Origin of the sequence: Pseudomonas sp. ML2-2023-6 (assembly GCF_037055265.1) — a bacterium.
GTDB classification, from domain to species: domain Bacteria; phylum Pseudomonadota; class Gammaproteobacteria; order Pseudomonadales; family Pseudomonadaceae; genus Aquipseudomonas; species Aquipseudomonas kulmbachensis.
This window is the reverse complement of sequence record NZ_CP146347.1, coordinates 1,134,440-1,155,523: the sequence shown is the minus strand read 5'-3', so window position 1 is coordinate 1,155,523 and position 21,084 is coordinate 1,134,440. Positions and strand designations below refer to the sequence as shown.

The following is a 21,084-nucleotide window of genomic DNA, read 5'->3' as shown; positions in this document are numbered from 1 at the left end:
ACTTGAAGCTGCCCGGAGGGCTCCATGAGCTATGTGATCGACCGACGCCTCAATGGCAAAAACAAGAGCACGGTAAACCGTCAGCGTTTTCTGCGGCGCTACCGTGACCACATCAAGAAGGCCGTAGAAGAGGCCGTGGGCCGCCGTTCCATTACTGACATGGAGCATGGCGAGCAAATCAGCATCCCTGGCCGCGATATCGACGAGCCGGTGTTGCACCATGGGCGCGGTGGCAAACAGACAGTGGTTCACCCTGGCAACAAGGAATTCACCAGCGGTGAGCACATCCCCCGACCTCAAGGCGGAGCGGGAGGTGGTGGTGGTCCTGGCAAGGCGGGCAATTCCGGCGAAGGCATGGACGAGTTCGTATTCCAGATCACCCAGGAAGAGTTCCTCGAATTCATGTTCGAAGACCTCGAGTTGCCCAACCTGGTCAAACGCAACCTGACCGGTACCGACACTTACAAAACTGTACGCGCCGGTATCAGCAACGAAGGCAACCCGTCTCGCATCAATATCATCCGCACCTTGCGCTCAGCTCACGCGCGGCGCATTGCCTTGTCCGGCAGCAGCCGGGCAAAACTCAGGGAAGCCAAAGCCGAACTGGAACGGCTAAAACGCGATGAGCCAGACAATTTCGGCGATATTAAAGAAATCGAAGCAGAAATCGAGAAGCTCAGCGCGCGTATTCACCGCATACCATTTCTCGATACTTTTGACCTGAAGTACAACCTGCTGGTCAAGCAGCCCAATCCCAGCTCAAAAGCCGTCATGTTCTGCCTGATGGACGTTTCAGGCTCCATGACCCAAGCCACAAAAGACATCGCCAAACGCTTTTTCATCTTGCTGTACCTGTTCCTGAAACGGAACTACGACAAGATTGAAGTAGTGTTTATTCGCCATCACACCAGTGCACGCGAGGTCGATGAGGAGGAGTTTTTCTACTCCAGAGAAACTGGCGGCACCATCGTCTCAAGCGCACTCAAGCTGATGCAGGAGATCATGGCCGAACGCTATCCTACCAACGAGTGGAATATTTACGCCGCGCAAGCTTCTGACGGGGATAACTGGAACGACGACTCACCCATTTGCCGCGACATACTGATCAACCAGATCATGCCATTCGTGCAGTACTACACTTATGTAGAGATAACCCCGCGCGAACATCAGGCCCTCTGGTACGAGTACGAACGTATCAGCGAGGTGTTTTCCGACACCTTCGCCCAACAGCAACTGGTCTCGGCCGGCGATATTTACCCGGTCTTCCGTGAACTCTTCCAGCGCAGGTTAGTGACATGACCGCCAAAGAAAATAAACGCCATCCCATCTCCACGGGCTCAGAGTGGACCTTCGAACTGATCCAGGCTTACGACCGTGAAATCGGCCGCCTGGCGGAACGCTATGCACTGGACACCTACCCCAACCAGATCGAAGTCATTACCGCCGAACAGATGATGGATGCCTACGCCTCTGTGGGCATGCCGCTGGGCTATCACCATTGGTCCTACGGCAAACACTTCTTGAGCACCGAGAAGTCCTACAGTCGCGGCCAGATGGGGCTGGCCTACGAAATCGTCATCAACTCTGACCCGTGCATTGCGTATCTGATGGAAGAAAACACCATTTGCATGCAAGCACTGGTGGTGGCCCATGCCTGCTATGGCCATAACAGCTTCTTCAAGGGCAATTACCTGTTCCGCACCTGGACCGACGCCAGCTCGATCATCGATTACCTGGTGTTTGCCAAGCAGTACATCATGCAATGCGAAGAGCGCCACGGCATCGACGCGGTCGAAGACTTGCTCGACTCTTGCCATGCCCTGATGAACTACGGCGTAGATCGTTACAAACGGCCCGATCCGATTTCAGCCGAAGAAGAACGCCGTCGGCAAAAGGAACGGGAAGAGCATCTGCAAAAACAGATTAATGATCTGTGGCGCACCATCCCTAAAAGCGCGGACAAATTCAGCGAAAAGGACAACGCGCGCTTCCCCGACGAGCCTCAGGAGAACATCCTCTACTTCATCGAAAAACACGCACCACTGCTGGAGCCCTGGCAGCGCGAAGTCGTGCGTATCGTGCGCAAGATAGCCCAGTACTTTTACCCACAACGGCAAACACAAGTGATGAACGAGGGGTGGGCAACTTTCTGGCACTACACCTTGATGAACGACCTCTACGACGAAGGCCTGGTGACCGAGGGCTTTATCATGGAATTCCTCATTTCACACACCAGTGTGGTGTTCCAGCCCGGCTTTGACAGCCCTTACTACAGCGGCATCAACCCCTACGCGTTGGGTTTTGCGATGTATTGCGATATCCGGCGCATGTGCGAGCACCCTACCGACGAGGATCGTTACTGGTTCCCGGACCTGGCTGGCAGCGACTGGCTATCGAGTATCAAATTCGCCATGAGCAGCTTCAAGGACGAGAGTTTTATCCTGCAATACCTGTCACCCAAAGTGATCCGCGACCTGAAGCTGTTCAGCATCATGGACGACGATCAAAAAGACGACTTGCTGGTGCCTGCCATTCACGACGAAAACGGCTACCGCATCATTCGTGAAACCCTGGCCGCGCAGTACAACCTGGGTAATCGTGAACCCAACATACAAATCTGGAGCATCGACCGGCGTGGCGACCGCTCACTGACCCTGCGCCATCAGCAACATGACCGTAAACCGCTAGGCGACTCAACCGACGAAGTCCTCAAGCACCTGCACCGTTTGTGGGGGTTCGACATCCATCTCGAGACACTGCAAGGCGACCAGATAATGAAAGTCCACCATGTGCCGCCAAAAGGCGATCACGGTGATTCTGACCGCGGGCGCCTGGATATGGGCGCCATCCACCTGTAACACACCCAAGCCTCCGTTCACGCGACACAAGGGTTATCCTGTCGCGCTAACGGAGGCTTTTTTATGCAGATCTATAAAGTTGGCGGCGCCGTACGTGATCGCCTGCTGGGCAAGCCCGTCACCGATATTGACTGGGTGGTGGTCGGCGCAACTGCCGAACAGATGCAGGCCTTGGGGTATCGCCCTGTAGGCTCGGATTTCCCGGTATTTCTACACCCCAAAACCGGCGACGAATATGCGCTGGCACGCACCGAGCGCAAAAGCGGTCATGGCTATGGCGGTTTTATCTTTCATGCCAGCCCCGATGTCACCCTCGAGGATGACCTGATTCGCCGCGACCTGACCATCAATGCGATGGCGGAGGACGATGCAGGCAATGTGACGGACCCGTACCACGGCCAACGCGATCTTGAAGCCCGAATTCTGCGCCACGTTTCCCCCGCATTCGCCGAAGATCCTCTCAGAGTTCTGCGGGTTGCCCGCTTTGCAGCGCGCTACGCCAGCCTCGGTTTCACAATCGCGCCCGAAACCCTGGAGTTGATGCGCCAACTATCCAGGTCTGGCGAACTGCAAGCCCTGACTGCGGAGCGCTGCTGGAAGGAAATATCCCGCGCCTTGATGGAGGATCAGCCACAGGTTTTTATTGAAGTGCTGCGCAGTTGCGACGCGCTTGAAGTGCTGCTGCCCGAGGTGAACGCTCTGTTTGGAGTGCCACAACCGCCGCTCCATCACCCGGAAATCGACAGCGGCGTACACACTCTGAGCGTGCTGGAACAGTCCGCGCTGCACAAGCAGCCGCTAACTGTTCGCTGGGCCTGCCTTCTGCACGATCTGGGCAAGGGGCTTACTCCGGAAAAAGACTGGCCAAGACACATTGCCCACGAGCACAAAGGGCTGCGTCTGATCAAAGTCGTCAATGATCGCTACAAGGTTCCGCGAGATTGCCAGGAGCTGGCATTGCTGGTGGGCGAATATCACACCCACGGTCATCGCGCCCTTGAACTCAAGGCTTCGACGCTACTGGAGTTACTGCAGCGCTTTGACGTGTACCGTAGACCACAGCGGTTCGAGGAATTTATCGTCGCGTGCGAGATGGACGCCAAAGGCCGCCTTGGACTGGAGAGCCGCCCATATCCGCAAGCCGACTACTTGCGCGGCGCGGCGAAGGCCGCCCAGGCAGTGGCGGTGCAACCATTGCTGGAGCAAGGCTACAAAGGTCCGGAACTGGGCGAAGCGCTGAAGCGCGAACGGCTCAAGGCACTGCAAGCCTACAAGGATGCGGCAAAAGCCTGATACCGAGCTTGTGTAGCCTCTGCCGCAGGCTGCGATAGCGCCGCAGGACCTTCAAGAAAGGGCCGCTGCGCTGCCCATCGCAGCCTGCGGCAGCGGCTACAGAGATACTTCAAACGTGGGAGCTTGACCTGGAACAGAGTATCTACAAAGGTAAAAGCAGCTCTACCGGCGTCAACTGCTCACCCCGCCACTCAAACGCGGCAGGCGCGAGCACTTGATCAATCTGCGCCTCTGCCCACATTTGAGAAAGGGTCTTACCCACACCTGGATGCACTTTGTCGGGCGCTATCAACGACAGCGGCCACAACACAAAAGCGTTCTTGAGAATCTCGGCACGGGGCAAGGTCAACCCGTCAAAATTTCCCACCAGATCGCCGTAGAACAACACGTCGATATCCAGAGGCAATCCCTTGCGATCCTGAGCATAACGCCCGTTATCCGCCTCGATCAGCTTCAATCGTCGGCTTAAATCAATCAGCGACAAATCGGTTTTCGCCGACACGACCAGATTGAAAAAAGGCCCGCTTTTGATCCCCACCGGCTGGCTTTCAAACACTGCCGAGCAACGCGTATCCCGCAAAAAACCGGTCAATGCGTCCAGCCCCGCCAGCAAATGCTTTTCGCGCTCGACATTGCTGCCCAGCCCGAGATAAACCTGAGTTAGCGACATCCGCGCTCAATCTCCACGCCCACCCCAGTGGCCGCTGCAACGGCTCCGGGCTTGGTCAGTTTGAGGTGCAGCCAGGGAATATTGAACTCACTCATCAGCACTTGCGCCAGACGCTCTGCGAAAGTTTCGACCAGCTGGAATTGAGCCTGCTCGGCAAACGCCTGAATTCGCGACGAAACACTCGCATAATCCAGTGCCAGCGTCAGATCATCACCAGCCGCAGCCGGCCGGTTATCCCACGCGAAACTCAGATCCAGGCGCAGGCACTGACGGATGCCACGCTCCCAGTCATAGGCACCAATCACGGTGTCAACTTCCAGGCCTTCGATAAACACTCTGTCCAAGCACTCTTCTCCGCAGCACGACAAGGGCGCAATGCGCCGTTAGAATCAGGGCGTCCTCGCCCGGAATAGTTAGCATGTTTTGGTTACTGGCGATCCTCGCCTACCTGCTCGGCTCTCTGTCCTTTGCCATTTTGCTCAGCCGCCTGACGGGAAACCCCGATCCGCGAATGAGTGGCTCGGGCAATGCGGGTGCAACCAACATGTTGCGCCTGACCGGCAAAAAACTTGCCGCCCTGACCTTGCTCGGCGACCTGTGCAAGGGGTTTTTAACCGTCCTGCTGGCCGACCAACTCGACTTTTCGCTCCAGGATCAGGCCTGGGTTGGCGTCTGCGCCGTGGTAGGGCACATGTACCCCATCTACTTCCGCTTTCGGGGCGGCAAGGGTGTCGCCACGGCTGCCGGCATGCTGCTGGGGCTTTACCCTCCAGCAGCACTGCTGGCTGTCGCCGCGTGGCTACTGACCTTCCAGCTGACCCGCACCAGCTCTCTGGCGGCACTGATCGCCACACCCCTGACCCTGCCATTACTGGCCTGGCAAGAGCCCGCTGCCCTGCTGCCAATGAGCGCCTTGACCGCACTGATTGTCTGGCGCCACCGCGGCAATTTACGCGACCTGATGGCTGGGCGCGAACGGCATTTCTGAATCAACCGCATGAAAAATCTTCACGCTCGACCCAGCCCCTGCTTTCACAGGGGCTTCAATTGCTCCATTGGCCAGCGCGCCTGAACACTGATGGCCAAGCTTTCATGCTGGCCTGCCTGCAAACGCTGGCAACCGGCAAACGCAATCATCGCGCCATTGTCGGTACAAAACTCCGGTCGGGCGTAGTAAACATTGCCATTCATATCGCCCAGCATTTTTTCGAGCGATACGCGTAACGCCTTATTCGCACTGACCCCGCCTGCAATCACCAGACGCTTCATGCCTGCATGCTTCAGCGCGCGCTTGCACTTGATGGTCAACGTCTCAACCACGGCCTGCTGGAACGCCAGCGAGATATCGCAACGGGTTTGCTCGGTATCGTCTCCGGCCGCCACACAACGCTGCCATGTGTTCAAGGCGAAGGTTTTAAGGCCGCTGAAGCTGAACTGCAGCCCCGGACGATCGGTCATGGGCTTGGGGAACACAAAACGCCCTGCAACCCCCTGAGCCGCCAACCGCGCAATCTCAGGGCCGCCAGGATAGTTGAGCCCCATCATCTTCGCGGTCTTGTCGAACGCTTCGCCCGCAGCATCATCGAGAGTCTCGCCCAACAACTCGTATTGACCGATACCATCGACGCGAACCAGCTGCGTATGACCACCCGACACCAACAAAGCGACGAACGGGAACTCTGGAGGCTGCTCCTCCAACATTGGGGCCAATAAATGGCCTTCCATGTGATGCACGCCAAGGGCCGGTATGCCCCAGGCGAATGCCAACGCCTGAGCGCAAGAAGCCCCAACCAACAGGGCTCCAACCAATCCTGGGCCCGCCGTGTAGGCAATCGCATCAATCTCCGTAGGCACACAGTCGGCCTCGGCCAGCACCTGACGAATCAAGGGCAGCATCCGCTTTACGTGATCCCGTGAAGCCAGCTCCGGAACCACGCCGCCATAAGCACGGTGCAGGTCGATCTGACTGAACAGCGCATCGGCCAAAAGCCCGCGTTCACTGTCGTATAGCGCGACGCCGGTTTCGTCGCAGGAGGTTTCTAATCCCAGTACTAGCATGGGTTTACGCCTTGTAGAGGCTAAATTCGAAGGCGCGCATAATAGTCGCCACTCCCGCCCCCGGCCAGCGGTTTTCGATCAGAGGCTTTGCATTCCGGGCGATGAGGGGTTAACATCCGCAACCCTTAAAAACCGACGTCTTCCAACGCGATTTTGCCTTGAGACGTTGACCCCGGTAATGAATGAAGGTAGCTCTGGATGCCAGCCGTCAAAGTAAAAGAGAACGAACCCTTCGACGTAGCTCTGCGTCGTTTCAAGCGCTCCTGCGAAAAAGCCGGTGTTCTGGCTGAAGTTCGCAGCCGCGAATTTTACGAGAAGCCGACTTCCGAGCGTAAGCGCAAAGCAGCAGCTGCTGTTAAGCGTCACGCGAAGAAAGTTCAGCGCGAGCAGCGCCGCGCCGTTCGTCTGTACTAATACACAGACGTTCGTTGCACGCTTCTGCCAAGCCCGGCCTAAAGCCGGGCCGTAGGCAGTTGTTGCAAGTTACATGCTTTATCGTCAAGGCCGCAGATGCGACCGCGACAAGCGTTACATCACGTCAGACCTGGCCTAATAGCCAGCGGTGCACGTCTTTACTGACGAGCCTTCCAAGGCTACCGACGAGCACACCCCTCTGATTTTCCTTAAAGACGATCAGCCCAAGGCACCTCTCCAGTGCCTGCTTATGAGCTATCCGAGACCAACCATTGGTCAGCGCCGGACTCAGAGCGTGACACTTATCGATCCCATCGACTCTGATTAAAATGAGTTGAGCGGGTTTCGACAGATACACTTCCCCGAAATAATTGAGCAGACGTCCCACGATCGAGCAGAGCTTTCGCCTGCACGCACGATGACCAAGCCCTTTAGACGGACCCAATTCTGCGCAGTGATGACGAGAACGCCATGGCCGGGTTAATCCCCCAGAGCTTTATTGACGACCTTCTGAACCGTACCGATATCGTCGATGTCGTTAGCTCGCGCGTGCAAATGAAGAAAGCCGGCAAGAACTACACTGCCTGCTGCCCCTTCCATAAAGAAAAAACTCCGTCTTTCAGCGTCAGCCCCGACAAGCAGTTCTATTACTGCTTTGGTTGCGGCGCAGGCGGTAACGCCCTCGGCTTCATCATGGACCACGACAACCTGGACTTCCCCCAGGCTGTCGAAGAACTGGCCAAAGCCGCCGGCATGGAAATCCCTCGAGAAGAAAGCGGTCGCCCACATAAACCACGGCAACCGACCGACTCTCCGCTGTACCCACTTCTGACTGCGGCAGCCGACTTTTACCGCCAGGCCTTAAAAAGCCATCCGGCACGCAAAGCAGCCGTGGAATACCTGAAGGGCCGCGGCCTGACCGGCGAGATCGCCCGCGATTTCGGCCTGGGTTTCGCACCGCCAGGCTGGGACAACCTGTACAAGCACTTGAGCAGCGACACCCTTCAGCAAAAAGCCATGATCGATGCTGGCCTGCTGGTGGAAAACGCCGAGACCGGCAAACGCTACGACCGCTTTCGCGATCGCGTGATGTTTCCGATCCGCGACAGTCGCGGCCGCATCATCGCCTTTGGTGGTCGAGTGCTGGGTGACGACAAGCCCAAATACCTGAACTCCCCGGAAACTCCGGTCTTTCATAAAGGCCAGGAGCTGTACGGGCTGTTCGAAGCGCGCAAATTCAATCGTAGCCTCGACGAAATCATCGTGGTCGAGGGCTATATGGACGTTATCGCCCTGGCCCAGCAAGGCTTGCGCAATGCCGTCGCAACACTGGGCACCGCCACCAGCGAAGAGCACATGAAACGCCTGTTTCGCGTGGTGCCCAGTGTCTTGTTCTGCTTTGACGGCGACCAGGCAGGCCGCAATGCCGCCTGGCGCGCACTCGAAGCCACATTGCCCTGCCTGCAGGATGGACGGCGCGCGCGCTTCCTGTTTTTGCCTGAAGGCGAAGATCCAGACACACTGGTGCGCTCAGAAGGCACCGACGCCTTCAAGGCCCGCATCAACCAGCACGCACAACCGCTGGCCGATTACTTCTTCCAGCAACTGACCGAAGAAGCCGACCCGCGCTCACTTGAAGGCAAGGCCCATATGGCCACGCTGGCCGCACCGCTGATCGACAAAGTTCCGGGCGCCAACCTGCGCACCCTGATGCGTCAGCGCCTGAGCGAAATCACCGGCCTTACCAGCGAAACAGTCAGCCAGCTGGCGCAAAGCGCGCCCGCCAAGGCCCAGGCACAACCCGCGTACGACCCTGGCATTGATTACGATGCGATGCCCGACTACAGCGACTTCCAGCAACCGGACATGTACATCCCCCAACAGGAATGGACCCCGAAAAAGCCTGGCGCTGGCGGCAAAAAGTGGGAAAACAAACCCTGGGACAAAAAAGGCAAGCGTGGCGGCGAACGCGAGCAGGCCTGGATCCCCGTGGGCGTTGAACCGCCTACACTGACAGCTCTGCGGACTTTGCTGCACCACCCGCAACTGGCCAAGAAAGTTGAAGATGCCGGGCACTTTGCAGCTGAAGACCAGACTAATAATCAGCTATTGATTGCTCTGGTAGAGGCCGTACAGAAAAATCCTAAGCTAAGCTCTATACAGCTACTGTCCCGCTGGCACGGCACCGAACAGGGCCGTTTACTGCAAAGACTGCTGGAAAAGGAATGGCTAATTGATGCTGACAACCTTGAACAACAATTTTTTGACACCATAACTAGCCTGTCAGCTCGTCAACGCGAGCGAAATCTAGAGCAACTTCTTCGAAAAGCACGTCAAGGCGAGCTAAGTACCGAGGAAAAAAATCAGTTACGCGACCTTTTAAGTCGCAATAATCCTGCATCGAACCCGACCTCAACTGGCGCGTGAGGTCATAGCTAAGGTATAATCCTCGGCTTGTTTTTTGCCCGCCAAGACCTTCAGTGGATAGGGTGTTATGTCCGGAAAAGCGCAACAGCAGTCTCGTATCAAAGAGTTGATCACCCTCGGCCGTGAGCAGAAGTATCTGACTTACGCAGAGGTCAACGACCACCTGCCCGAAGATATTTCAGATCCGGAGCAAGTGGAAGACATCATCCGCATGATTAATGACATGGGGATCCCCGTACACGAGAGTGCTCCGGATGCGGACGCCCTTATGTTGGCCGATGCCGACACCGACGAAGCAGCGGCTGAAGAAGCGGCTGCAGCGTTGGCGGCAGTAGAGACCGACATTGGTCGTACTACCGACCCAGTGCGCATGTATATGCGTGAAATGGGCACGGTAGAACTGCTGACACGTGAAGGCGAAATCGAAATCGCCAAGCGTATCGAAGAAGGCATCCGTGAAGTGATGGGCGCAATTGCGCACTTCCCTGGCACGGTTGACCATATTCTCTCCGAGTACACTCGCGTCACCACCGAAGGTGGTCGCCTGTCCGACGTTCTGAGCGGTTATATCGACCCGGACGACGGTATTGCACCACCCGCAGCCGAAGTGCCGCCTCCTGTCGATCCCAAGGTGAAAGCCGAAGGTGATGACGAAGAGGACGATAAGGAAGAAGCTGCCGAGGAAGAGGAAGAGGTCGAAAGCGGCCCCGATCCGATCATCGCGGCTCAGCGTTTTGGCGCTGTTTCCGATCAGATGGAACTCGCTCGCAAGGCACTGAAAAAGCACGGTCGTGGCAGCAAGCAGGCAATTGCCGAGCTGGTTGCACTGGCTGAGCTGTTCATGCCGATCAAACTGGTCCCGAAGCAATTCGAAGGCCTGGTTGAGCGTGTTCGCAGCGCCTTGGAGCGTCTGCGTGCACAAGAGCGCGCCATCATGCAGCTGTGTGTACGTGATGCACGCATGCCGCGTACCGATTTCCTGCGCCTGTTCCCGGGCAACGAAGTCGACGAAAGCTGGAGCGATGCGCTGGCCAAAGGCAAAAGCAAATACGCTGAAGCCATTGGTCGCCTGCAACCGGACATCATCCGTTGCCAGCAAAAGCTGTCTGCTCTGGAAGCCGAGACCGGCTTGAAGATTGCCGAGATCAAGGACATCAACCGTCGCATGTCGATCGGTGAGGCCAAGGCCCGCCGCGCGAAGAAAGAGATGGTTGAAGCCAACTTGCGTCTGGTGATCTCCATCGCCAAGAAGTACACCAACCGTGGTTTGCAGTTCCTCGATCTGATCCAGGAAGGCAACATCGGCTTGATGAAAGCGGTAGACAAGTTTGAATACCGCCGCGGCTACAAATTCTCGACTTATGCCACCTGGTGGATCCGTCAGGCGATCACTCGCTCGATCGCCGACCAGGCCCGCACCATCCGTATTCCGGTGCACATGATCGAGACGATCAACAAGCTCAACCGTATTTCCCGTCAGATGTTGCAGGAAATGGGTCGCGAACCGACCCCGGAAGAGCTGGGCGAACGCATGGAAATGCCTGAGGATAAAATCCGCAAGGTATTGAAGATCGCTAAAGAGCCGATCTCCATGGAAACCCCGATCGGTGATGACGAAGACTCCCATCTGGGTGACTTCATCGAAGACTCGACCATGCAGTCGCCAATCGATGTTGCTACCGTTGAGAGCCTTAAAGAAGCGACACGCGACGTACTCGGCGGCCTCACAGCACGTGAAGCCAAAGTACTGCGCATGCGTTTCGGTATCGACATGAATACCGACCACACCCTTGAGGAGGTTGGTAAGCAGTTCGACGTTACCCGTGAGCGTATTCGTCAGATCGAAGCCAAGGCGCTGCGCAAGCTGCGCCACCCGACGAGAAGCGAGCATTTGCGCTCCTTCCTCGACGAGTGATAACAAAACCCCCGGCCCTGCCGGGGGTTTTGCTTTATAGCTAAAAAACCTCCTGCCCCCTCCCCCGCAATTGCCCGACTACACTGCATGCATCCAAGCGCACTGAAGGGACGCGCATGTCACGCTTGCTGCCCATCCTGCTTCTGTCGCTTGTCGCCTGGACCTCCGGCACCTGTGCCCTGACGTTCACCGATGAAGAACGGCAGTGGCTTAAAAATCATCCTGAACTGCTCCTCGGCATCGATACCACGTGGCCGCCATTCGAGTTCCTTAACCATGAGGGTCTCTATACCGGCTTGGCTGCCGACTATGTGCGCCTGATTAAAAACCGGCTGGGGGTCACCACCAAACCGGTTAAAGCCTCGAACTGGGGTGAAGTATTAGAGCAGGCTAAAGAAGGGCGCATCGACTGGCTGCCCGGCGTCATGTCGACCCCTGAGCGCCAGAAACGCCTTGCGTTTACCCGCTCGTACCTGGACTTCCCCATCGTCATCCTGGCCCACAAGGGAGGCGCTGCCCCGAAAGACCTTGAAGAGCTATATGGCCTCAGAGTAGGCGTAGTCGAGAACTACGCCCCCCACGAGCTGCTGCGCACTCAACACCCGGACCTGAACATAGTCGCACTGCCCAACGTCAGCTCGGCGCTTCAGGCACTGGCCACCGACCAAGTGGACGCCATGGTCGGCGATCTGGCTTCAAGCGTCTGGAGTTTGCGTCAGCTCAAGCTCGATGGCCTCTACGTCAGCGGGGAAACGCCTTATCGCTTTCAATTGGCCATGGCCGTTCCGAAAAGTCAGACGGTCTTGCTTGGACTGCTCGACAAAGTACTGGCCGACATAAGCCCAAGTGAAGCCGAAAGCCTTCAGCAGCACTGGACCGGCGACACCACTGACTATCGAGCACTGTGGCGACCCTTGCTGCTGTATGTCCTTCCCGGCGCGCTACTATTGCTCATCGTTCTGCTCGTGGTCATCCGCATCAACCGCCGCCTGAGCTCCGAAATCTCACGGCGGACGGCGCTCGAACAGGAACTGCGCAGCAGCGAATATCACTACAGGGGCATGATAGAAAGTCTTTCAGCTATCGCATGGGAAGCGCCTCTGGATGGCGATACCTACACCTACGTCTCGCCCCAGGCCGAAGCCTTGCTCGGCTACCCGATCGCAGACTGGGTAAGCCCTGGGTTCTGGAACAAGATTTTGCACCCCGACGACCTGGCCCGCACCAACGCCTGTCGCGCCAGGGAAATCAGTGCAGGCCACGACCACAGCATTGACTATCGCGTGATTACCGCTGACGGCAACATCCTGTGGCTACGCGACATTGCCAGCATCACAACCCACCATCAACAGGCCCTACTGCGCGGCCTGATGATCAACATCAGCGAGACCAAACAGATCGAAGAGGCCTTGCGCCTCTCCGAGGAAAAATTTGCCAAGGCATTTCATGCATCCCCTGATGGCCTGGTATTGAGTCGACAAAGCGATGGCCTGCTGATCGAGATAAATGAAGGGTTTTGCCACCTCAGCGGCTATGACAGTGCCAGTGCCCTGCTTCACTCGACACTGGAGCTGCAACTGTGGGCCGATCTGCAACAACGCTTCGAACTGCTGACACGTTTGGAGAAAGATGGCTTTGTGCGTGATTTCAAATGCAATATTCGCCACAAGGACGGACGAATTCGGCTCTGTGAAATATCCAGTTGCCCACTGATGATCGGCACCGAGAACTGCATACTGACCATCGCCCGCGATATCACCGAACGCCACCAGATGCAGGAAAAACTGCTGCAAACGGCCACCGTATTTGACAGCACGGCAGAAGGCATCGTTTTTACCGACCCCCAACAAAAAATCACCGCAGTGAACCGGGCTTTCACCGAAATCACCGGTTACAGCGAGAGTGAAGTCCTGGGTCGCACCCCGCGCATCCTGGCTTCCGGCCAACACGACAGCGCATTCTTTACTGCCATGTGGTACCAGCTCTCGACCGGTGGCAACTGGCAGGGGGAGATCAGCAACAAACGCAAAAATGGCGAAATCTACCCCAACTGGATGACCATTAGCGCGGTGCGCGACAGCGATAATCTGGTCACCCACTTTGTCGCCGTTTTCTCTGATATATCCACCCTCAAACACGCCCAGGCACGCCTTGATCACCAGGTACACCATGATCCACTGACCAACCTGCCCAACCGTTTACTGTTCGAAAACAGGCTGCGCCAGGTGCTCGCCAATCAGCGTCGTAATGGCCAATACAGCGCCGTATTGTTTCTGGACCTTGATCGCTTCAAAAACATCAATGACAGCCTCGGCCACCCGGTAGGCGATCTTTTATTAAAATGCATCGCCATCCGCCTGAAAGAACAACTTCGCGACATAGATACGGTTGCCCGCTTGGGCGGCGATGAATTCATCATCCTGCTGCCAGGCCTCAAACAGCCGGACGATGCACAGATGGTTGCCGAGAAATTGCTGGCCAGTTTTAACGCGCCCTTCCTCGCAGGCGAACACGAGCTATTTATCAGCGCCAGCATCGGCACCAGCGTCTACCCGGATGATGGCAGCGACGTGGCTACACTCGTCAAAAATGCCGATATCGCGATGTACCACTCCAAACTCAAAGGGCGTAACCGTGTAGAACGCTACAGCCACGATCTGAACTCCCAAGCCAGTGCACGGATTTTGCTGGGGCAAGAACTGCGCCGCTCCCTTGAACGCGGCCAGGTGTCACTGCGATATCAGCCAAAAATCCGTCTGCGCGACCACACTCTGGCCGGTGCTGAAGCACTGTTGTACTGGAACCACCCACTACTCGGTGAAATCTCGCACGAGCGCTTGATTCATCTGGCCGAAGAAAACGGAATGATCATACAAATTGGGGACTGGATGCTCGAGCGTGCATGCCAGCAACTGCATTCATGGAATCAGCTGTACAAACCCTTTGGACCGATTTCAGTCAACCTCGCCAGCGCTCAACTGTACCAACCGGGGCTAATAGAGCACATCCGGCAACTGCTAGAAACCTGCGAGCTCAAACCCGACAGCCTGAAGCTGAAGATCACCGAAACCTTCATCACGGGTCAGACAGAACAAGCTTTTGAAGCCCTGCATCGACTCGAGGAACTGGGCGTAAAACTGTCCATCGACAACTTCGGCACCGGAAACTCATCCCTCAGCTACCTCAAGCGTTTGCCGCTGGACACGTTGAAAATCGACCCTTCATTTGTACACGGCCTCCCCGACGACACCCATGATGCCGCGATCGTACACGCCATCATTGCACTGGGGCACAGCATGCACTTCACCATCATTGCCGACGGTGTTGAAACCCGGGAGCAACAAGCATTCCTGACGCAGGCAGGCTGCGAACTGATCCAGGGTGACCTCGTCAGCCCCCCGTTACTTCCCGAAAAATTCGCAGCGACCTTCCTTCGCAGCTCTATTTCAGATTTTTCGGATAGCACTACCGAGAAACCGTCGCTATAATCCGCGACCTACTGAGGGCCTATAGCTCAGTTGGTTAGAGCAGGGGACTCATAATCCCTTGGTCGTAGGTTCGAGTCCTACTGGGCCCACCATACTCAAAGCCGCGCACTGCGCGGCTTTCGTGTTTCTGGAGCCTCCTCTTGCCTGACACCCGCCCTCCCGCACTGGACGAAATCGACCGTCAACTGATCGCGTCCTTGCAGCTCAATGCCCGTGAAAGCGTGGCGATGCTGGCACGCCAGTTGGGGATTGCGCGCACCACCGTGACGTCACGGCTGGCGCGGCTGGAGAAAACCGGGGTAATTACTGGCTACGGGGTTCGCTTGGGGCAGCGCCTGATTGATGGCGGTTTGCAGGCCTATGTCGGGATTACCGTGCAGCCACGCTCCGGCAAAGAGGTGGTGCGGCGCTTGAGCGCAATGGCCCAGGTGCAGCAACTGTGCGCGGTCAGTGGCGAATTCGATTACGTGGCCTGGCTGCGTAGTGACTCTCCCGAGCAACTGGATCAATTGCTCGATCAGATCGGTAGCGTCGAAGGCGTCGAGAAAACTACCACTTCAATCATCCTCAGCAGCAAAGTAGATCGTGGATAAGTCATTTTGAGCGCTATGTTCGTCACATCGACTAAACAAAAGCCATAACGACGACAATTTGCGTCTTATTAACGTCTTCTACGCTCCCTATCATGGTGCCTGTCTTTTCCTATACTCAAGGTAATGCTTGGGTCGCCAGCAAGGTCAGCCATGAACAAGAATAATCGCCACCCTATCGACGGAAAAAAGCCCATCACCATCTTCGGCCCGGACTTTCCGTTTGCCTTCGATGACTGGATCGAACACCCCGCGGGCCTGGGCAGCATTCCGGCTGACAAGCTGGGCTCTGAGGTGGCGATTGTCGGCGCCGGGATGGCCGGGATGGTGGCCGCTTATGAACTGATGAAGCTGGGCCTCAAACCCGTAGTCTATGAAGCCTCGAAAATGGGCGGACGGTTGCGCTCGCAAGCCTTTGAAGGCAGCGAAGGGGTGATCGCCGAGCTGGGCGGAATGCGCTTCCCGGTGTCCTCCACGGCGTTTTACCACTACGTCGACAAGCTGGGGCTGGAGACCAAACCCTTTCCCAACCCGCTGACGCCCGCTTCGGGCAGTACCGTGATCGACCTCGAAGGCCAAACCTTCTACGCACAAAAACTGGCGGATCTACCTGCACTGTTCCAGGAAGTGGCCGACGCTTGGGCTGACGCTCTGGAAGAAGGCTCGCGCTTTGGCGATATCCAGCAAGCTATCCGTGACCGTGACGTGCCCCGCCTTAAAGAGCTGTGGGATACGCTGGTTCCGCTGTGGGACGACCGCACGTTCTACGACTTTGTAGCCACGTCCAAGGCCTTCGCCAAGCTCTCGTTCCAGCACCGTGAAGTGTTTGGCCAGGTTGGCTTCGGCACCGGTGGTTGGGACTCGGACTTCCCCAACTCGATGCTCGAAATCTTCCGCGTGGTGATGACCAACTGCGACGACCATCAACATCTTGTCGTCGGCGGTGTCGAACAAGTGCCGCTAGGGATCTGGCGCCACGCCCCCGAGCGTTGCGCCCATTGGCCTGCTGGCACCAGTCTCAGTTCGCTGCACCACGGCGCACCACGTACCGGGGTCAAAGCTATTTCTCGTACGCCAGACGGGCTGTTTTCTGTTACCGACATTCTCGGTGTAACGCGCCCTTATGAGGCCGTACTGGTCACCTGCCAAAGCTGGCTGCTGACCACTCAGATCGATTGCGAAGAGTCGTTGTTCTCACAGAAGGTGTGGATGGCGCTGGACCGCACGCGCTACATGCAATCATCGAAAACCTTCGTCATGGTCGACCGCCCGTTCTGGAAAGACAAAGACCCGGAAACCGGCCGCGACCTGATGAGCATGACCCTCACCGACCGCCTGACTCGAGGGACTTACCTGTTCGACAACGGCGACGACAAACCGGGGGTGATTTGCCTGTCGTACTCATGGATGAGCGATGCGCTGAAAATGCTCCCGCACCCTGTCGAAAAACGCGTGAAGCTGGCCCTCGACTCGCTGAAAAAGATTTACCCGAAAGTGGATATCGCCAGCCGCATCATCGGCGATCCGATCACCGTATCGTGGGAAGCAGACCCGCACTTTCTTGGCGCGTTCAAGGGTGCGTTGCCGGGACATTACCGCTATAACCAGCGGATGTACTCGCACTTCATGCAACAGGAAATGCCGGCTGAGCAACGCGGTATTTTCATTGCCGGCGATGACGTATCGTGGACTCCGGCCTGGGTTGAAGGTGCGGTACAGACCTCATTGAACGCGGTATGGGGCATCATGACCCACTTCGGCGGCAGCACCCCTGCCGAGAACCCTGGCCCGGGGGATGTGTTCCACGAAATCGGCCCGATTGCCTTGCCGGATTGATAAACACCACCTGTAGCCGCTGCCGCAGGCTGCGAAAAGGGCCGCAGGACCTTGGCTTTAAAAAGCCAGCCCTGCGGTCTCCGTCGCAGCCTGCGACAGCGGCTACAGCGTTGATTAACAGGAGAGCCCCATGCGCGTCGCCCTTTACCAATGCCCGCCTCTACCGCTGGATGTCGCGGGCAACCTGCAACGCTTGAGTGAAATTGCCCGGCGAAGCAAGGACGTCGACCTGCTGGTCCTACCCGAAATGTTCCTCACCGGCTACAACATCGGCGTGCAGGCGGTGACCAGACTTGCGCAAGCCAACGACGGCGAAGCAGCACGGCAGATCGCCGAACTGGCCAAAGCCACTGGCATGGCAATTGTGTATGGCTACCCCGAGCGCGGCGAAAACGGGCATATCTACAACAGCGTGCAGTTGATTGATGCCCACGGCAAAAGCCTGTGCAATTACCGTAAAACCCACCTGTTCGGCGAGCTCGACCATTCGATGTTCACCAAAGGCCCCGACGCCTTCCCGGTTTTCGAACTCAATGGCTGGAAGCTTGGCCTGCTGATTTGCTACGACATCGAGTTCCCGGAAAACACCCGCCGCCTGGCCTTGGCCGGAGCCGAACTGATCGTGGTACCTACCGCCAACATGGCGCCGTACGACTTTATTGCCGATGTCACTGTGCGTTGCCGAGCCTTCGAGAACCAATGCTATGTGGCCTACGCCAACTATTGCGGGCGCGAAGGCAGCATTCATTACTGCGGCCAAAGCAGTATCGCCGCCCCCAACGGCTTGCAAGTTGCGCTGGCCCAACAAGACGAAGCCCTGATAACCGCCACCCTGGAACGCCAACAGTTGCTGGATGCCAAAACTGGAAATTTCTACCTGGCAGACCGTCGCCCCGAGCTTTATCGCGAGCTGAGCACGCGCTAAATCCGCTAGCATGAGCGCTTCTCTGTTCCGGAAGTGCCCATGCCTGCGCTGAACCACCCTCACACCCAACGTTTGACCTGTAAATCCGGTCTGACTCTTTGCGTGCGCCATGAGCCGCGCCTTAAGCGCTGCGCGGCCGTTTTACGGGTTGCCGCAGGCAGTCACGACGTGCCCGCAGCCTGGCCCGGCCTGGCACACTTTCTGGAGCACTTGCTGTTTTTGGGCACCGAGCGCTTCCCGGCACCAGACAGCCTGATGGCTTACGTGCAGCGCCACGGCGGCCAAGTGAATGCCAAAACCTGCGAACGACACACCGACTTCTTTTTCGAACTGCCGACCGCAGCCTTTGATGGCGGTGTTGAGCGCTTGTGCGACATGCTCGCCCACCCGCGCATGAATCTGGATGAACAACTACGCGAACGTGAAGTGCTACATGCCGAATTTATTGCCTGGGCCCGTGAGACTTCGGCACAGCGCGAGATGAAACTTTTCCAGCCCCTGAACCCGGCCCACCCGTTACGGGCGTTCCATGCGGGCAACCGGTATAGCTTGCCAGTACCGCGTGCGAGTTTTCAGCAGGCTCTAAAGGACTTTTACCAGCAGTACTATCAGACCGGGCAAATGACCTTGAGCCTGACCGGCCCGCAATCAGCGCAAGACCTGATTGCCCTGGCTGAACGCTATAGCGCCGCACTGCTGCGCGGCGACCGCGTTCAACAGGCCAGTGCACCGACCCTGATGGCCAGCACCGAACCGCACTATCAACACATCGACGGCCCGCGCCTGAACCTGATGTTCGCCCTCGAACAGTTGCCGCTCGCGTGCGCTAAAGCCCTGGAGTTTCTGTGCCACTGGATCAATACCGACAAAACCGGCGGTCTCCTCGCACACTTGCGCCAGCAGCAACTGATCGACACCCTGAAGGCCACGCCGCTCTATCGCTTCAATGGCCAGGCCCTGCTGCACGTTGAGTTCACTGCCGCTACCGACATTGCTCAACATGCCTCGCAAATCCGCGACACTTTCCATGACTGGCTGGCGTTTTTCAGCGCACAACAGGATTGGCCAGCGCTGCGTGAAGAGTTCCGCCTACTGCAACAGCGCCAGCAAGATGTCAGCAGTGCACTGGAACTGGCCCGCAGCGATTGTGAGGATCGCACACCAGGCCTGTCAGACCAGGACACATCTACCCTCAAGACAGTACTGGAACAGATGCAGCCAAGCGCAATGCCATCATCGCAATATGACTGGCAACTGCCTGCACCCAATCCGTTTCTGCACGCGGCGAAAGAACCGCTCAATGCCGGTCTGATTCGCGGACAAACCAGCGCTCACCGAGGCTTGCGAACCTTCGCGCAGGATCGTTTGCGCAGTCGCCGTGACGTGTCCGCCATGAGTTTCAGCACGGCTATCCCCGGCCATAACGGCGAGGCCGCGATTTACCTGCGCTGGCGGTTGTCCGCAGCCCCTGCCATCAGCCTGCTGAGAGCGCTGCAAACCAGCCTGCGCTCGCTTGTACTTGATGCTCGCGAAGCCGGGGTCGAACTTTCGCTCACTGGCGCGGGTAATGACTGGCTACTTAAAATGCACGGTTTCCATGAGCCGATGCCCGCCATTCTGGAACACGCGTTGCGCACACTCAGCGCGCCTGCAAATGAACAGCCAAGCTACACGCCACCCCCCGCACCCTTGATGCCGATTCGCCAACTGCTTGAGCGCCTGCCCGAGCTATGCCAGCCCGTTAGCGGGTCTGCCGTCAGCGACCTGCAACACTGCTGGGTCCAGGCACGTTGGGACGGGCTGGCGGTAGGGCTGCCAGCCGCCACGCACGCCCTGATCACACCCGTACTGAATAAGGTCCCCGGTACTCCGGATGCGCAGCTTGTACAGCACTCTGAACCGCAGACCCAACGCCATTGGCACACCGAAAACTGCGACTCCAGTGAACAGGCACTCATCCTGTTTTGCACCGTTCCAGCAGCAACACTGGCTGACGAAGCCGCCTGGCGCCTGCTCGCCCAAGTGGCGCAAACCCCGTTCTACCAACGCCTGCGAGTCGAGCTGCAATTGGGTTATGCGGTTTTCAGTGGCCTGCGCCAAATCAATGGCCAAACTGGCCTGCTGTTCGGCGTGCAATCGCCCCACGCATCTACGGCGCAAATCCTTGAGCACATCCAGAATTTCCTCGCCAATTTGCCGAATCTGATCTCGGCACTGGATGAAACAACTTTCACACAGACCCGCGCAGCCTTGGCACAACAATTCTCGACCGAGGCCCTGGGCGTGCCTCAGGCCAGTGAATTGGTATGGCAAGCAAAGTTGGCAGGCCACCCGTCGGATTACCTGACGGGTCTCTACACTGCACTTATGACGATGGATACAGGCACTACACTGAAAGCGGCCGAGCAAATTAACTCGCCCGCCAGCCGCTGGCTGTGTCTTGCAACAAGTCCACCAACTGAAACGTTTTATCAAGGGAGAAGCTGATCGTTACCAACCCTGTAATTAGCTTTCTCCGACATTGGGCGTTCAAAAACAGTTAAATTTAGTAATATTGCTCCCTAAGCTTTTGAACAACTCCTTAGGGAGCTGGACTAATCAAGAGACACC

The 21,084-nt window shown here is 57.2% G+C and carries 15 protein-coding genes and 1 tRNA gene; 13 read left to right on the top strand and 3 right to left on the bottom strand.

All coding sequences use genetic code 11. The features are described from left to right. The first annotated feature begins 24 nt into the window (after positions 1–24). The 3 genes from V6L79_RS05260 to V6L79_RS05250 all read left to right on the top strand — a co-directional run bounded on the left by V6L79_RS05260 (position 25) and on the right by V6L79_RS05250 (position 4,151). Positions 25–1,299 carry a YeaH/YhbH family protein gene (locus V6L79_RS05260; protein WP_261740695.1) on the top strand — a complete coding sequence of 425 codons (1,275 nt, stop codon included), beginning with the start codon at positions 25–27 and terminating at the stop codon, positions 1,297–1,299. Continuing rightward, the gene (locus tag V6L79_RS05255; protein WP_261740694.1) at positions 1,296–2,858 is read left to right on the top strand and encodes a SpoVR family protein; all 1,563 of its coding nucleotides are present in this window, start codon (positions 1,296–1,298) and stop codon (positions 2,856–2,858) included. Before V6L79_RS05260 ends, V6L79_RS05255 begins: the two co-directional genes overlap by 4 nt. A 63-nt stretch (positions 2,859–2,921) precedes the next feature. Continuing rightward, positions 2,922–4,151, top strand: coding sequence for a multifunctional CCA addition/repair protein (locus V6L79_RS05250; RefSeq protein WP_338579903.1), 1,230 nt, complete (start codon positions 2,922–2,924; stop codon positions 4,149–4,151). Positions 4,152–4,293: 142 nt separating this feature from the next. Here V6L79_RS05250 and folK read toward each other — a convergent pair whose 3' ends face one another. Beyond that, a complete protein-coding gene (gene folK / locus V6L79_RS05245) occupies positions 4,294–4,821 on the bottom strand; it encodes a 2-amino-4-hydroxy-6-hydroxymethyldihydropteridine diphosphokinase (RefSeq protein WP_338579902.1) in 528 nt (175 codons plus the stop codon). Then, the gene (gene folB / locus V6L79_RS05240; protein ID WP_261740691.1) at positions 4,812–5,165 is read right to left on the bottom strand and encodes a dihydroneopterin aldolase; all 354 of its coding nucleotides are present in this window, start codon (positions 5,163–5,165) and stop codon (positions 4,812–4,814) included. Before folB ends, folK begins: the two co-directional genes overlap by 10 nt. Before the next feature lie 74 nt (positions 5,166–5,239). Here folB and plsY point away from each other — a divergent pair, with 74 nt between their 5' ends. Beyond that, on the top strand, positions 5,240–5,809 hold the full coding sequence (gene plsY / locus V6L79_RS05235; RefSeq protein ID WP_261740690.1) for a glycerol-3-phosphate 1-O-acyltransferase PlsY: 570 nt from the start codon (positions 5,240–5,242) through the stop codon (positions 5,807–5,809). A 44-nt stretch (positions 5,810–5,853) separates the two neighbouring features. On the opposite strand, the gene tsaD is transcribed toward plsY, so the two are convergent. After that, a complete protein-coding gene (gene tsaD / locus V6L79_RS05230; RefSeq protein ID WP_261740689.1) occupies positions 5,854–6,879 on the bottom strand; it encodes a tRNA (adenosine(37)-N6)-threonylcarbamoyltransferase complex transferase subunit TsaD in 1,026 nt (341 codons plus the stop codon). Positions 6,880–7,077: 198 nt separating this feature from the next. On the opposite strand from tsaD, the gene rpsU reads away from it, so the two are divergent. The 9 genes from rpsU to pqqF all read left to right on the top strand — a co-directional run bounded on the left by rpsU (position 7,078) and on the right by pqqF (position 20,961). Beyond that, on the top strand, positions 7,078–7,293 hold the full coding sequence (gene rpsU, locus V6L79_RS05225; protein WP_002551877.1) for a 30S ribosomal protein S21: 216 nt from the start codon (positions 7,078–7,080) through the stop codon (positions 7,291–7,293). A 471-nt stretch (positions 7,294–7,764) separates the two neighbouring features. Then, positions 7,765–9,720, top strand: coding sequence for a DNA primase (gene dnaG / locus V6L79_RS05220; RefSeq protein ID WP_261740688.1), 1,956 nt, complete (start codon positions 7,765–7,767; stop codon positions 9,718–9,720). A gap of 67 nt (positions 9,721–9,787) precedes the next feature. After that, a complete protein-coding gene (gene rpoD, locus V6L79_RS05215) occupies positions 9,788–11,635 on the top strand; it encodes an RNA polymerase sigma factor RpoD (protein ID WP_261740687.1) in 1,848 nt (615 codons plus the stop codon). 116 nt (positions 11,636–11,751) lie between these two features. Beyond that, on the top strand, positions 11,752–15,123 hold the full coding sequence (locus V6L79_RS05210) for an EAL domain-containing protein (RefSeq protein ID WP_338579901.1): 3,372 nt from the start codon (positions 11,752–11,754) through the stop codon (positions 15,121–15,123). A gap of 15 nt (positions 15,124–15,138) precedes the next feature. Continuing rightward, positions 15,139–15,215, top strand: a tRNA-Ile gene (locus V6L79_RS05205). 48 nt (positions 15,216–15,263) lie between these two features. Further along, positions 15,264–15,716 (top strand): Lrp/AsnC family transcriptional regulator, encoded by a 453-nt coding sequence (locus V6L79_RS05200; RefSeq protein ID WP_261740685.1) that lies wholly within the window; start codon positions 15,264–15,266, stop codon positions 15,714–15,716. Positions 15,717–15,866: 150 nt separating this feature from the next. Continuing rightward, complete coding sequence (locus V6L79_RS05195) at positions 15,867–17,549, top strand: NAD(P)/FAD-dependent oxidoreductase (protein WP_261740684.1); 1,683 nt, start codon at positions 15,867–15,869, stop codon at positions 17,547–17,549. 130 nt (positions 17,550–17,679) lie between these two features. Then, positions 17,680–18,474, top strand: a complete 795-nt coding sequence (locus V6L79_RS05190; protein ID WP_261740683.1) for a carbon-nitrogen hydrolase family protein — start codon at positions 17,680–17,682, stop codon at positions 18,472–18,474. 39 nt (positions 18,475–18,513) lie between these two features. Further along, positions 18,514–20,961, top strand: coding sequence for a pyrroloquinoline quinone biosynthesis protein PqqF (gene pqqF / locus V6L79_RS05185; protein WP_338579900.1), 2,448 nt, complete (start codon positions 18,514–18,516; stop codon positions 20,959–20,961). Positions 20,962–21,084: the final 123 nt, after the last annotated feature.